Genomic DNA, 13096 nt, shown 5'->3' with positions numbered 1-13096 from the left:
CCAGTTGACAGCTGTCAACTTTGACCGGTTGCCTCTGAAAGGCTCAAGGAAAACTGATTGTCTGGCGCGCCTTTCTTCAGGCAGCAGCACGGTTTGCTCCGTTCAGCAACGCCATCACCATCGGCCCGGGAGAGAACTCTCCGACTGCCGCTTTGCCTGCCAAAGTCCGCAGATACCCACCGGGGCTGTTGATGTCGCTAAATCTCTGAAGAATGCAAGCCACGGTCACAGCAGCAACTTCGGCCCCCATAAGCTCCTGAGCCTCTTGCCAGGCTGACGGGCTGATCCCCATCATGCCCCGAACATAGCTGGCGGCTACTATAAGATCACGCCATTCACGCGGATTTCGTTCGCAATAGGGCAGGATATCAGGACAGGCTTTCAGGATAAGCGGCAAGGGGACCCGGGGCAAAACGTTGACCGGTTCGGGGTCCGCACCCCCGCCGCCTTTGTCCCTTTCTGGGCAGAGTTCAGATTCTAAGGTATCTGGTTTTGAATTCTGATAGAGCCGCTCAATTTCACTGTCATTGCCGCTCATTTCTTCTGTCTTTGTCGCCAGCAGCCCCTGGATGTCCCGCAAAATACTTGTGGCACGAGCCTCGAGATCCGCCAGTTCTTCCAGGTCCAGTTTCCGGCGCATCTGCTTGTGGACCTCCAGCAGAGAAGCGAGCAATGCCTCCCAGTTACCGGGCAGGGCATTTTCCTGACCATAAAGGGCCAGTTTCAGCGCATCGCGTTTGAGCAGCGACAGCTTTTCGCGTGCGGTGGCCAAACGCGCCTGATCCGCACGGGCTTGTCGGGCGGATTCGGCGATCTGAACGGCGCTATGCAGCAGGGGGCGCAAGTCAAAGCCGAAGGCACGGACGATTTCTCCATCCGCACCACGTCGGGCATAGCGCTTCCCATTGGGGCTGTCGTGGCGGGCAATCAGGCCTGCTTGGACCAGAGCGCCCAGATGCCGGCGCAAAGTACTTTCCGCCATACCGTGCGCGCGCTCAGACAGCGCTACATTCGACGGAAAAACAATCAGGCTGTCATTATCTGACAAAGCTGTATTCGGGTGAAATGAAACCAGCGCGTTCAACACCGAGAGATCCCGGTCCGTTACCCCAAAGGCGCGCCGGGCCGTGCATAAGTCGCGCAGCAGTTCCCATTTATCGATATGAGCCACCTCGGGCGCAGTCTGCATGATCGCTATCTGTTCGATCAGACCAGCCGTCACCGGCCGCCGCCCAAAGGGCGTCGTTGTAATGTGTTCCATATGTTGTCACGAGACAAAACTTTTTCACCCGCCGGACTCGACGCCAGTTGACAGCTGTCAACTCAAAGCCCTAAAATCGGAGGTGCTAAATCACCAATTCAGGCCTCTTGGAACTTCGGTTCTGAGGGGTCTTTTCTTTGCGTCCTGCCTGTTTCGTGCCTCCTTGTCGCTGATCCACTATTATCCCGCTTGCGCGGGGCTATTCATTCCGACTGGTCTTCCAGCGGTGATGAAGCTCTGAAATATTCTCAGCCAGCCAATCCTCGAACCCCTTGGTCGTTTTGGAGTTCAGGGTCAGAACCGTCTTGCTGCCGCTGCGCCGCATCTGCCCCAGCACCACACCATCCGCGCTTTCCAACGGCGTCTCCATTCTTGGAGTAGGGGGATTACGGGGGGTGAGAGCGGCCAGAACGGCCTCGAACCGGTCATCGGATGTTTCGCCCAGTGCAGCCTCAATGGCGCTTTGCATCCTATCCTGCGACAGCAAATCAGCCAGCTTCAGCCATCGGTCCCGGCCTACTGACGGGGCGGCACCGATGGCCTGAATTACCCGCTCTGGAATGCGGTCGGATACTGACAGCATTCTGGAAATCAGGGTCTTATCAACGTGCAGCGCGTCGCAGACCACTTTGCGCTCATACCCGATTTCCTGCATCTGGCGAGCAAAGTTGACCTTTTCGATAAAACTCAGATCGCGCCGGGCACTGTTTTCCTGGCCCTGTGCCAGAATGACGGCACGGTCGTCCAGTACGCGGATCAACGCCTTGACCGGCTGACCCAACTCGCGCAGCGCCGCCACCCGGCGGCGGCCATAAACAACCTGAAACCGTTCACCATCATTGGGATTGGGGCGCAACAGCACCGGCACCTGCTGACCGTATTCCCGGATCGACTCGACCAGCTCGGACAGGCCAGCGGTTTCCTCCAAGCGGTCGCGAAGGCCACCATCATCAACCATTCGCGGATCAATTTCTTGAACCGCGCGTGACTTCAGATCCGAAATTGACTGGCTGACTGCCCCGATCGCACCCGAAGCATATCGCGGTTTGGCGACATCAACCCGCGAGGGGGAATCATCAGAAACCGGGGCGGGGGGGGCCTCCATCAGCCCCTTAAGCAGATTCTTACGCGCCATTGCTACGTCCCCATGCAGATTGGACCAGGGATGTGATCTCGCCATTCACTGCGTTCAGGCTTTCGATCGCGCGCTCATAGGTAGATCGGGTGAATTGCCCCTTTTCGACCTCATAAAGGGTCTGCTTGGTGATCCCGGCATCAGAGATCGCGGTAGATTTCAGCACGGGATGGTTCAGCACGTGATCGCCGAACATCGACCGCATGAAACTGACCATCTGGTTCTGCGGCCCATCGCCGGGTTCGTACCGCGTCACGACATAGCGCAGCCAGTCGTATGACATATTTCCCCCGGCCTCGCTGACCACGCCCAGCAGGTTCGAGGTCATCAGCAGAAACTGGCACATCGACATCACGTCCAACATCTGCGGATGCACCGTAACCAGAACGGCCGTGGCCGCCGACAGGGCAGACATGGTGAGAAACCCCAGTTGCGGCGGGCAATCCACGACGACAACGTCATAATCATTCTCCACAGAAGACAGCGCATCGCCGATCCTTGTGAAGAAAAGATTACCGTCCCGTTGTGTCAGCGCGCGGGGTGTGTCGTGCTCAAACTCCATCAGGTCCAGATTGCCCGGAACGATGTCGAGATTGGTAAAGTAAGTCTGCTGGATCACGTCGCGCAACGGCACCGGATCGTCATAGCGGATCGCATCATAAAGCGTACCGCCATCCAGCAGATCAAACTCGGGCTGGAATCCGTGCAGGGCCGACAGGCTGGCCTGCGGATCCAGGTCGATGGCCAGCACTTTATAGCCGTCCAGCGCCATTTTCTGCGCCAGATGTGCAGCTGTGGTGGTCTTGCCCGACCCGCCCTTGAAGTTGATCACGGTGATCACCTGCAGATGATCACCCTCCCGCCGTCCGGGCAGATAGGTGCCGGGTGTTTTGGCGCCGGCCTCAAGTAATTCGCGCAGAGCCTGAATATCCTCGGGCGAGTAATAGCGCCGCCCACCAGCCCGGGTTTCGGGCGAAGGTCCTCTGCCATCCAGATGAAGCTTGCGCAGATAGGCGTCCTTGACGCCCAGCAACTCTGCCGCTTCTCCGGATGTGAACTTACGCAAGGACCGCCTGGCATCCGGAGGGAATAACTGCGCGCGATGCGCCTGCAATCGCTCTGACAGGCGCCGGGCGTGATCTCCGACCAGCAGGTCGATCCGTTCCTTGTTGTGGCTCGATTTCTGGGCCTCCGATACGGGGACCCCTGCGGTTGCTTGCTCCATCACTGCCCTCATTCGGCACCTTGTTGTTACGCTTTAGGCCGTTTTATTCACTGCTTTCCGTAATTAATGCAGTGTAAGCTGCGATTCTTGCAAGTGTTTTTTCCATATCCTGCTGTTCCAGTTCGCGTCAGATCGCGCCTTGGGATGGAGGTGGGGGGACATCGGTGCATTTTATGTCTCGATCAAAGACCGAGACCTTCGGCGCAGTCGATTCAATTCGGTCGAAGCATGGATAGACGGCCACTGACGCTAGAGGAAAATAGTGGTGAAGTTGGCCGAGTAGTTTGCTTAACGTACTATCCTGCCCTCTACCGGATCAGACCTCAACTGGGTGGCGAGCACGAGGCTGCGCCCCAATGTCTGGGTAGGGTCCGGATAAATTTAGCTACTCTTTGCCCCTGCTGGTCGGGTTGGATTGCTTCCATTCGTTTTAGAACAATCTATCCCAGCAGGTCCGACGCCGGGTTTTCTGCGATATCCACGTCCTCATAATATCTCTGCGCCTGTGCCATGGAGCGATGCAGCGACAGGCGCATGGCGGCCTGAATCGGGGCGCCGTCGAGGGCGGCCTGGGTCAGAAAGCCGGACCGTAGCCCGTGCGGTGAGGCAAAATTTTCCGGCAACCCGGCCAGTTTCAACCGGCGTTTGACGATCTGCGCGATGGCGTCGGGGGAGAGGCGACGTTTCAGCACCCGGTCGGCCTTGGAGACGGGACGGAACAGGTGCCCATCCTCAATGCCGCCAACCTCGATCCAGTGTACCAGTGCCTGAGCCGCCCGGCCTTTCAGCACCAGCCGGGGCGTGTCGCCCTTAATGGTGGTTTTGGTCTCCAGCAGCGACATCCAGACCATGCCTGACTTGTCGAATTCCTTCAGCGACACGTCCTCCCGCATCAGCCCGGTAATCTCCGACCGCCGCCGACCACCCGAGGCCCAGCCCAGCATCAGCAAAGCCCGGTCGCGGCAATCGCGGCGCGTTCCTCGGCAGGTGGCCAGCAGCTGTTCCAGCACGTCCCGGGTGATTGGGTGCTGCGATTTCGGGGCCGGGGGGCGGGCGGCAGCGCGTCTTGCCTTGGCACGCGCCTGTTTCACTTGCGGCGCGTCAAACGGGGAAGGGAGGTTCTTCATCCGGTGGAAGGCGAGCCAGGAGGCGATGCGCCGGTCCAGCGTCGAGGGGGCAGGGCAGGCGAGGGACTTGCGCAGCCCTTGCGCGATCAGCCCCTCTGCCACCTGCCGGGCGATATCCTCGGGGGCGGCATCGTTGAGATCGCGTGCGTGATCGAGGATAAAGGCCAGCGCCGTGGCCTCCGTTTCGGGCCAGCGCAGCGCCTTTCCAAAGCGGGTGGCTTTCCACGCTGTGACATAGTGTAGATCGCGCTCATAGGCGCGCAGCGTATTGGCCGGCGTCCCGCGCACATAGAGATCGGTCAAGGCCTCCTGGTCGGCTTGCGACAAGGTCGGGGAGGCGGCGGGGAGATAGGGCGCAGGGGCTGTCATGGGGCGCATTTTGCACCGCCTTGCGGCAAATTTCAATCAAACATGATAAGCAGTACTTATCGCGTTTAAAGCCAGCTAAGCAGGATTGCAAATGTAATGGTCAAAAATGGCTAATAATGCTCGTAAAAAGGGCAGAGGATAATCTAGGTTACAAAAAACAGTCGCATCACACATTCCTTGAACGCGCCAAATTGCTTTGACGGGTCTCTGTCGCAATTTCGTCTTAATGTTGCGTAGCTTGCGATGGCGGGTCGACTAGCCTGCCAATTGGGCAAACGGCTGAAGCGGCGCTCCCTGAAGTCGCCGCCAAGAGTTCAGATCAAAAGTTCAGGGTACTTCTTTGCCCATGCCAACTGACAGTATTTCGAACCAGGTTTCCCGGTCTAATTCCACCTTGGTTGCATCTGAGAGAGAGCCGATCCGATTAAGATTGTTTGTGCCCAGAACAGGCAGAATTCCTGCTGGATGGGCAAGCAGCCACGCTATGGCCACGGCGCTGATGTCGACGTTGTGTTTGGTGCCGATGCGCTCAAGAACTGCGTGCAATTCGACGCCGTCGTCTTTGAACAGGCGACCGCCTCCCAGCGGCGACCACGCCATTGGTTTGACCCCATTTTGCTGCATCCAGGAAAGGGTGCCGTCCAGAAACGGTGTGGGATGAAGTGGGCTGATCTCAATTTGGTTGACTGCAAGTTTGGTTTGCATCGCGGATTGCAGCAAGCTCCAGTCTGCGTAAGTGAAATTTGAAACTCCGATCGCACGGACTTTTCCTGCGTTCACAAGCCCGTCCAGAGCAGCTCCTGTCTCTGCTGCGTCCATAAAGGGGTCGGGGCGGTGGACCAGCAGTAGGTCAACATGATCGGTGCACATTTTTTTCAGAGATTGCTCGACCGATGAGATGATGTGTGCGGAGGACGTGTCATAGTGTTTCACGCGCCGGTCGGGGTATTTGCCACTTTTGAGCAGTATGCCGCATTTCGTAACAATCTCGACTGTGTCGCGCAAAGATGGATTGCCTCGCAATGCGTCACCAAGAACAGCCTCGGCTTCGTAATCCCCATAAATATCCGCTTGATCTAACGTGGTGATCCCCTGAGCAAGGCAAGCCTCAATCTTGGCTTGCACATGTGCTGGCGATCGATCGCTGTCGTCTGCAACGCGCCACATTCCGTATACCAGACGGGACAGTGATAGGCCGGGTGAAATTTCTACGCGTTCCATGTCAACTCGCCTTGCTCAGTGGTGGAAGCGGCCACCTATCATATAAACTGTTAGCGGTCACATGCTTTTCTCGAGTGCAAGTTTGTCTTTGGCCTTTGATCGGCATGGGCCTGGTTGTGTCGCGAAATTTTGGAGAGCGTAATCTGCCCGCCCGCTGGGGGAGGGCTGCGCATGGCATTCCCTGGGCTACGTAACGTTCTGGATCATTTGGTCCATCTTTCAGGCAGTTTACCCAAACCGGCGAAGATGACGGCGAAACACAGAAGCACCGTTTCCCAGCGAGAAAATCCGACGGCACAGCTAAACCAGAATTTCTGGCGGCCGCGAGACACGCGATCGCACAAATTGGCGTAAATGCGGAACTCGCGGAGTTGCTCCGTTGTGCTGACCGCACCCTTGCCGTAGGTGGCGCCAGCCTGCGGATACCCGAGAATTAAGGGCTCGGTGACATCAGAGGAATCCGATTCACACGATATGAAACCCGCTCTCCGGCAGGTCGCACCACTCCGCCAATAACTGGGCAACCTCGTGGATAGGGTCGTCTTCCTCAACGTCTTCCGTGCGCATCACAGCGTGCCATGGAACCGAGATTCCTTCTTTGGTCACCCCGGTGCCGACGATACGTCCTTCCTTGAGCGCGGATTGCAACGCCCAACTGGACAGGACGCTGGTGCCCAGATCTGAGGCGACAAGTTCGACAATGGCTTCGGGCAATTCCACCGTAGCGGCCCATTTGGGATAGCTGTCAGTTGGGCGGAACAACAGTGCAAACTCTCGGTCAGGTTCGGGAACTTTTGTATAGGTTATGAAAGGCTCACCGACGATATCGGTGCCTTCAACATAGTCACGCCCCGCCAGCCTGTGTGAAGGCGGCATGATGTAAAGCAAAGGATCCTCAAACAGAGGTAGGCTGCTCAACCCCGCTTGCGTAACATTTCCGGACATCACTGCTATATCTAGATGACGGTTTAACAATCCGCTGACAGGGTCGCTGCGCGCACCGGCCATGATCTGAATGTCGATGCCGTCGGTGCGCGATTTCATGAATTTGATGAAGGACGGTAACCAACGGTAATTGCTGTAGGCCTCGACCGAAAGGCGCACTACATGCTGCACATTGGCATTCATGCGGCGCACGTCCTCTTCGGCGCGGCTGAGGTCGGTGAGGATTCGCTCGGCCACGACAGCCATGTAATCCGCCGCCGGGGTTCGCCGCAGCTTTTTGTGCATGCGAGTGAACAGCGGCACGTCCAGACGGCGTTCGGCCTCGCGCAGGCGGTGGGACAGGGCCGAAGGGGTAACCCCCAGTTTCTTGGCCGCATCGGTGATCCGACCGGTTTCAATGATGGCTTGTATCAGTTGCAGGTGACGCAGATCGAGCAGAGGTTTCATGGATTCGTAGCCTGAAAAAGATTCACGAAATCGAAAAAACTTCGAAATTGAATTTCAGTCAATATAAATGTGAAATCGCCCCAGATTTTCATTTGGAGCATCCCCTATGAACGTTGACGCCAAACGCGCGATCGAACAAGACAAGGCACATCACGTGCACCCGCAGTCGAATTTGCGCCAGCATGCCGAGCAAGGCCCGACCATGATTACCCATGGCAAGGGGGTGTTCATCTATGACAGCGATGGCCGTGAGATCATCGACGGGTTTTCCGGTCTGGGCTGTGTCTCGCTGGGCTATCACAACGAACGTCTGTCGAATGCGGCCAAACGCCAGATGGACGTTCTGCCCTTTGCGCCCACCTTCTACAACCGCTCGCACCCGCGCGTGGCGGAGCTGGGCGAGCGACTGATCGGCATGGCGCCCGGTGATATGAATCGGGTGATGTTCCAATGCTCGGGGTCGGAAGCGAACGACACCGCGATCAAGCTGTTGTGGTACACCAACACTGCCAAGGGAGAGCCGAACCGCCGCAAGATCATCGGTCGGGTGCGCGGCTATCACGGCAACACAGTGGCGACCGTGTCGCTGTCGGGCCAGCCGCATATGCACGCCAAGTTCGGCCTGCCTCTGCCCGAATTCAAACATACCGAACTGCCGAACTACTACCGGTTCCACATCGACGGCGAGAGCGAAGAAGAGTTCTCGGCCCGGATGGCGGCCAAGTTCGAAGAGCTGATCCTTGCCGAGGGCCCCGAGACCGTGGCTGCCTTCTTCGCCGAACCCGCCATTTCCGGTGGCGGCGCGCTGATGCCGCCCGAGGGGTATTGGAAGGAAATGCAGGCGGTTCTGCGCAAATATGACATCAAGTTCCTTGCCGACGAGGTCGTCTGTGGCTTTGGCCGCACCGGCAACATGTGGGGGTCGCAGACCTGGGGTCTGGAGCCGGACATGGTGTCCTGTGCCAAGGCGCTGTCGGCGGCGTTCTTCCCGATCTCGGCGCTGATGTTCAAGGACGAGATGTATGCCGACATGATGAAGAACTCGGACGAGGTTGGCACCTTCGGCCACGGTTACACTTATGCCGGTCACCCGGTGGGTGCTGCCGTGGGGCTTGAGGCGTTGGATATCTATGATGAGATCGACTTGGTCGGTCACGTCCGTAAGGTCTCGACCCGATTCCTCGAGAAATGCCACGCCATGGCCGATCATCCGCTGGTGGCCGAGGTGCGCGGTGTTGGCCTGTTCTGCGGCTTTGAGCTGATGAAGGACGCAAAAACCCGCGAGCCGTTCGATCCGGCTTGGAAAGTCGGTGAGCTTGTGCAGAACTTTGCCCATGATCGGGGCTTGTACCTGCGGGCGATCGGTGACCGGATGAGCTTTATGCCGCCGCTGATCATCAATGAAGATGAGATCGACATCGCAACCGAACGGTTCGAGGGCGCGTTGGATGACGCCTGGGCCGTGGTTCGCGCCAAGATCTGATCGCCTTTTCGGGGTCGGGCCCAAGCTCTCATCCGACCCCTGCGCCGCCGAGTCTCCCTATCTTTCAGGCGGCGCACCTTATTTCTGAAATGCCCTCAGCCTGCCAAGGAGAACAGGGATGACGACACACCTGGAACCGAGACTGCCCGACGCGGGTTTGGCCGGAAGTTACATCAACGGGGCCTGGCACTGGCCCGAAGGGCGGCTGGTGGTCGAGAACCCCTCGCGCCGTGCCCCGATCTGCGAGGTCGGTCGCGGCACGTCGACCGAGGTCGACTTGGCTGTCGCTGCCGCCCGTGCCGCGTTGCCAGCGTGGCGCTCTCTGGCTGCGAGCGAGCGTGGTAAGCTGCTGACAGAACTTGGGCGTCGCTTGGAAGAGAATGCCGAAGAGGTGGCCCGTGTTCTGGCCGCCGAGTCGGGCAACGCCATCAAGACGCAATCGCGTGGTGAAGCGATGGGCGCCGCCGGGGTGTTGAAGTATTATGGTGGTGTGGCGGTTGAGCAGAAGGGCGAGACCCTGCCGCTTGGCCCCGGTCTGCTGAGCTATTCCACCCGTGAGCCGCATGGGGTTGTAGGCTCGATCATCCCCTGGAACTCACCGCTGCAATTGGGGGCAGTGAAGATTTCGATGGCCTTGGCGACCGGCAATTGCCTGGTGCTGAAACCCGCAGAAGACGCGCCACTGGCGATCCTGAAACTGGCCGAACTGGCCGATGGTCTGTTCCCGCCAGGTGTGTTCAACGTTGTGACCGGGCTGGGGGAAGAGGCAGGGGCCGCGCTGGCCTCGCATCCCGGCATCGACAAAGTGTCTTTCACCGGATCAAGCGAAGTGGGCAAGCTGATCGGTAAGGCCACCGCCGACCGCATCGCCAAGCTGACGCTGGAACTGGGCGGTAAATCCCCGACCATCGTGTTCCCGGATGCTATTGCCGATGGCCGTCTGGACAGCACCGCTCAGCAGGTTGCCAATGCCATGCGTTTTGCCCGTCAGGGTCAGAGCTGCACCGCCGGGTCGCGGTTGTTCGTGCACAAGGACGTCTGGGATGCGCTGATGCCCAAAGTGGCTGAGAAATCGGCAGCGCTGAAAGTCGGCGACGCGCTGGACCCGGATGTGGATATGGGTGCGGTGGTGAACGCCGAACGCTATGGCGAGATCCGTGCCTTTGTAGCCGAGGCCGAGGCCGAAGGCGCAACGTTCCTGATCGGTGAAACACCAACCGAGGACCCGGCCGGATTTTGCCCCAACCCGACCATCATCACCGGCGTCGACAACAGCTGGCGCATTGCACGGGAAGAGGTATTCGGGCCGGTCATGGTCGCCATCCCCTTTGAGACAGAAGAAGAAGTGATCGCCATGGCCAATGACACCCATTACGGGCTGGCCGCGTTCCTGTTCACACATGACGTCAGCCGGATAACCCGCCTGACCCGCGCCATTGATGCGGGCTGGATTCAGGTCAATCAGGGCGGCGGGCAGATCCCCGGCATGTCTTATGGTGGCACCAAGCAATCGGGCATGGGCAGCGAATATTCCATCGAAGGCGCGTTGGAGGCCTATACCTATCGCAAATGCGTCACCATCAATATCGAGGGCGGCGCGTGAACACGGACCGGTTCGGCAACGCTATTGACCCCGGCGTGGGATATGCTCGGGGTTCGCTGCTGCAGGGCTCGGCGGACGAGGTGCGCAGGTTGGCCCAGGCCGGGCGTGTGGCGGCGGATTTCGTGGCCCGGGAAGGGATCGACAAGATCGCCATCTGCACCGGAAATCTGCGATTCTATCCGGCTACGCCGGAGGATCTGACCCTATTGTGCGAGGAATGGATCGGCCCCGGTCTGTTTGGAGAGGAATTGCGTCAGGCTGCCATCGCCCATCTGGGTGGCGTGGGGCATGAAGCGGCAGCGGTGGTCAACCGCACCAGCGCAGGGATCGTGGCGACCGTGTTGGCCCATTCGGGCGGTAAGCCGGTGCTGTCCCTGGTGGCCGAAGGCGATCGCAGTCACGCATCGGTCCTGCGTGGGGCGCGGCTGGCCGGAGTGCCGGTGCGCGAGGTGCATGATCTGAAGGCCGTGAACCAAGCGCTGGCCGAGGATAATCCGGCGCTCTTTGTTGTCACTCCGGTCACGTCGGAACTGTCAATGTTGGGCGACGACCTGATCCGGGACGCGGTGGCCGCCGGGAAAAAGGCAGGCTGTGTCACGATTCTCGATGACGCGTATGGGGCGCGGTTCCGACCGGTGTTGCATGGTGGCGGGGCGTCGCTGTCTTTTGGGGCCGATCTGGTGATTACCAATGCAGACAAGGCCGGTCTGTCCGGCCCGCGCGCCGGGGTGCTCTGTGGCGAACCGGCGGCTTTGATCCCGGTTCAGGCCAAGGCCAGTGAGTTGGGGATGGAGGCCCGTGCCCCCGTGGCTGTCGGCGCGATGCGCAGTTTGCAGGGCTTCACCCCCGATCTGTTGCTGCAAGAAGCACAGGACGGGCAGGATCTGGCGGACGCACTGGAAACTGCGCTGGGGGCAGGGCGCGTGACCCGTTCCGCCTTGGGTCCCAAGATTGACGAACAGGATGCGATGGAGATCGCACTGGGCATGGCAGGTGCCGACAAGTCGGATTTGGTGCCCGCTGAAGTGACCGCCGCGATCGGCATGCTGATGCTGCGGGACAAGGGGATCGTCACGGTCAATACCCACGGTCAGCCCGGCGGGCGGGTCTCAATCCGCCTTAAGCCGACCTCGGGTGCGGTGGCTCGGGCCGGGGGCGCAATGGCGGTAGCTGACTGTCTGATGTCGGCAATGCGCCAGACGGCGGCCCATCTGAACGACAAATCTTGGTTTGCAGCCACGCTGTTTGGAGACACTTGAATGGCCGAAACGGCTCTGATCAACCGGCTGGATAACCGGCTGGACCAGTTGGTGAATATCGACATGGGTGAGCGCGGCGTCGAGCACCTGTTCGAAGCGGCGCGCGCGCTTGAGGGCCGCTCGCTGATCGGCGCCGCCGCAGACGCTCTGATGGCAGTGCCCGAGGGCGGGACGGTTGTGTTGACGACCGGCTCGGTCTCGCGAGCTTGGATCACGCCGGAGCTGGGCGAAAACGACGGGCCTTCGGGTGCGGCGGCAATTGCGCGAGCTTTGGTTCTGGCGCGCAACGTGACCTGCGTGATGCTGTGCGAAGAAACCCTGCTGCCCGCGATCCAGAACACATGTCAGGCTGCCGGGCTGTTCCCCGTGACGCTGGAACAGGCGGCGATTGCCAAGGCAGACAAAAGCCTCGCCACGATTGTCGTGCTGCCCTACGCCACCGATGACGCAAGTGGTCAGGCGCAAGCCGAGACACTTTTGGCCGAACTGAACCCCGATCTTCTCTTCTCGACCGAGCGCGTCGGGCGCAACGAATTCGGCGTTTATCACTCGATGCGCGGCATCGACTATGGCATGGGCCGTGCGCGCGTGGATTTCTTGTTCGATCTGGCGCTGGAGCATGGCATTCCGGTGGTGGCCGTCGGTGACGGCGGAAATGAGATCGGCATGGGCAAGGTCGCTGACCATGTGAAAGCGCATGTGCCTTATGGTGACACCTGCCAATGCGGCTGTGGCGGCGGGATCGGAGCGGTCACCAGCTGTGACGTGCTGGTGACGGCCGCCTGTTCCAACTGGGGCTGTACAGCGATTGCCGCCGCCATGGCCGCGCGCGCGTGCAACGCCAAACTGCTGCACACGCCCGAGCGCGAAGCCTTGTTGTTGGACACCATGGTCGCCAACGGCCTGATCAACTCAACCCACGGGATCGTCGACGACAATGTCGACGGTTTCCCCCGCCAAAGCCATATTGCCGTGGCTGAACTCTGCCGCACGATCGTGAGCCGCGCGCTCTGACAACTCA

The 13096-nt window shown here is 59.6% G+C and carries 11 protein-coding genes; 5 read left to right on the top strand and 6 right to left on the bottom strand.

All coding sequences use genetic code 11. The annotated features are described in order from the left end of the window. Positions 1 to 76: 76 nt before the first annotated feature. The 3 genes from repC to repA all read right to left on the bottom strand — a co-directional run bounded on the left by repC (position 77) and on the right by repA (position 3621). On the bottom strand, positions 77 to 1261 hold the full coding sequence (gene repC / locus GOX63_RS19935; RefSeq protein ID WP_170329143.1) for a plasmid replication protein RepC: 1185 nt from the start codon (positions 1259 to 1261) through the stop codon (positions 77 to 79). A 199-nt stretch (positions 1262 to 1460) separates the two neighbouring features. Beyond that, positions 1461 to 2396, bottom strand: coding sequence for a plasmid partitioning protein RepB (gene repB / locus GOX63_RS19930; protein ID WP_170329141.1), 936 nt, complete (start codon positions 2394 to 2396; stop codon positions 1461 to 1463). After that, positions 2386 to 3621 carry a plasmid partitioning protein RepA gene (gene repA, locus GOX63_RS19925; RefSeq protein ID WP_170329140.1) on the bottom strand — a complete coding sequence of 412 codons (1236 nt, stop codon included), beginning with the start codon at positions 3619 to 3621 and terminating at the stop codon, positions 2386 to 2388. The genes repB and repA overlap by 11 nt, the downstream gene beginning before the upstream one ends. Positions 3622 to 3727: 106 nt before the next feature. Between repA and GOX63_RS24165 the strand changes: the two genes are divergently transcribed. Beyond that, entirely contained in the window at positions 3728 to 3868 is a 141-nt protein-coding gene (locus tag GOX63_RS24165) for a DUF1963 domain-containing protein (RefSeq protein WP_367646772.1), read from the top strand. A gap of 193 nt (positions 3869 to 4061) precedes the next feature. Here GOX63_RS24165 and GOX63_RS19915 read toward each other — a convergent pair whose 3' ends face one another. The 3 genes from GOX63_RS19915 to GOX63_RS19905 form a co-directional block, all read right to left on the bottom strand. Further along, the gene (locus GOX63_RS19915) at positions 4062 to 5126 is read right to left on the bottom strand and encodes a tyrosine-type recombinase/integrase (protein ID WP_254436039.1); all 1065 of its coding nucleotides are present in this window, start codon (positions 5124 to 5126) and stop codon (positions 4062 to 4064) included. Positions 5127 to 5444: 318 nt separating this feature from the next. Continuing rightward, complete coding sequence (locus GOX63_RS19910; protein ID WP_170328426.1) at positions 5445 to 6338, bottom strand: aldo/keto reductase; 894 nt, start codon at positions 6336 to 6338, stop codon at positions 5445 to 5447. A gap of 465 nt (positions 6339 to 6803) precedes the next feature. Beyond that, positions 6804 to 7730 (bottom strand): LysR family transcriptional regulator, encoded by a 927-nt coding sequence (locus GOX63_RS19905; protein WP_170328427.1) that lies wholly within the window; start codon positions 7728 to 7730, stop codon positions 6804 to 6806. A 106-nt stretch (positions 7731 to 7836) separates the two neighbouring features. Here GOX63_RS19905 and GOX63_RS19900 point away from each other — a divergent pair, with 106 nt between their 5' ends. From GOX63_RS19900 to GOX63_RS19885, 4 genes are all read left to right on the top strand, one after another. Continuing rightward, positions 7837 to 9213 (top strand): aminotransferase, encoded by a 1377-nt coding sequence (locus tag GOX63_RS19900; RefSeq protein WP_170546938.1) that lies wholly within the window; start codon positions 7837 to 7839, stop codon positions 9211 to 9213. A gap of 118 nt (positions 9214 to 9331) precedes the next feature. Next, positions 9332 to 10816: an aldehyde dehydrogenase family protein gene (locus tag GOX63_RS19895; RefSeq protein WP_170546935.1), complete on the top strand. Its 1485-nt coding sequence runs from the start codon at positions 9332 to 9334 to the stop codon at positions 10814 to 10816. Next, positions 10813 to 12075: a hypothetical protein gene (locus GOX63_RS19890; protein WP_217356258.1), complete on the top strand. Its 1263-nt coding sequence runs from the start codon at positions 10813 to 10815 to the stop codon at positions 12073 to 12075. Before GOX63_RS19895 ends, GOX63_RS19890 begins: the two co-directional genes overlap by 4 nt. After that, positions 12076 to 13089 carry a glutamate cyclase domain-containing protein gene (locus GOX63_RS19885; protein ID WP_170328431.1) on the top strand — a complete coding sequence of 338 codons (1014 nt, stop codon included), beginning with the start codon at positions 12076 to 12078 and terminating at the stop codon, positions 13087 to 13089. Positions 13090 to 13096: the final 7 nt, after the last annotated feature.

This window comes from Ruegeria arenilitoris, assembly GCF_013031355.1.
Lineage (GTDB): Bacteria > Pseudomonadota > Alphaproteobacteria > Rhodobacterales > Rhodobacteraceae > Ruegeria > Ruegeria arenilitoris_C.
This window is presented reverse-complemented; position numbering and strand designations above follow the sequence as displayed.

Excerpts from the sequence above, each read along its gene's own strand:
- repA (WP_170329140.1), bottom strand. The coding sequence starts at position 3,621 with ATGGAGCAAGCAACCGCAGGGGTCCCCGTATCGGAGGCCCAGAAATCG.
- GOX63_RS19900 (WP_170546938.1), top strand. The coding sequence starts at position 7,837 with ATGAACGTTGACGCCAAACGCGCGATCGAACAAGACAAGGCACATCAC.
- repC (WP_170329143.1), bottom strand. The coding sequence starts at position 1,261 with ATGGAACACATTACAACGACGCCCTTTGGGCGGCGGCCGGTGACGGCT.
- GOX63_RS19910 (WP_170328426.1), bottom strand. The coding sequence starts at position 6,338 with ATGGAACGCGTAGAAATTTCACCCGGCCTATCACTGTCCCGTCTGGTA.
- GOX63_RS19905 (WP_170328427.1), bottom strand. The coding sequence starts at position 7,730 with ATGAAACCTCTGCTCGATCTGCGTCACCTGCAACTGATACAAGCCATC.
- repB (WP_170329141.1), bottom strand. The coding sequence starts at position 2,396 with ATGGCGCGTAAGAATCTGCTTAAGGGGCTGATGGAGGCCCCCCCCGCC.
- GOX63_RS19915 (WP_254436039.1), bottom strand. The coding sequence starts at position 5,126 with ATGCGCCCCATGACAGCCCCTGCGCCCTATCTCCCCGCCGCCTCCCCG.
- GOX63_RS19885 (WP_170328431.1), top strand. The coding sequence starts at position 12,076 with ATGGCCGAAACGGCTCTGATCAACCGGCTGGATAACCGGCTGGACCAG.
- GOX63_RS19895 (WP_170546935.1), top strand. The coding sequence starts at position 9,332 with ATGACGACACACCTGGAACCGAGACTGCCCGACGCGGGTTTGGCCGGA.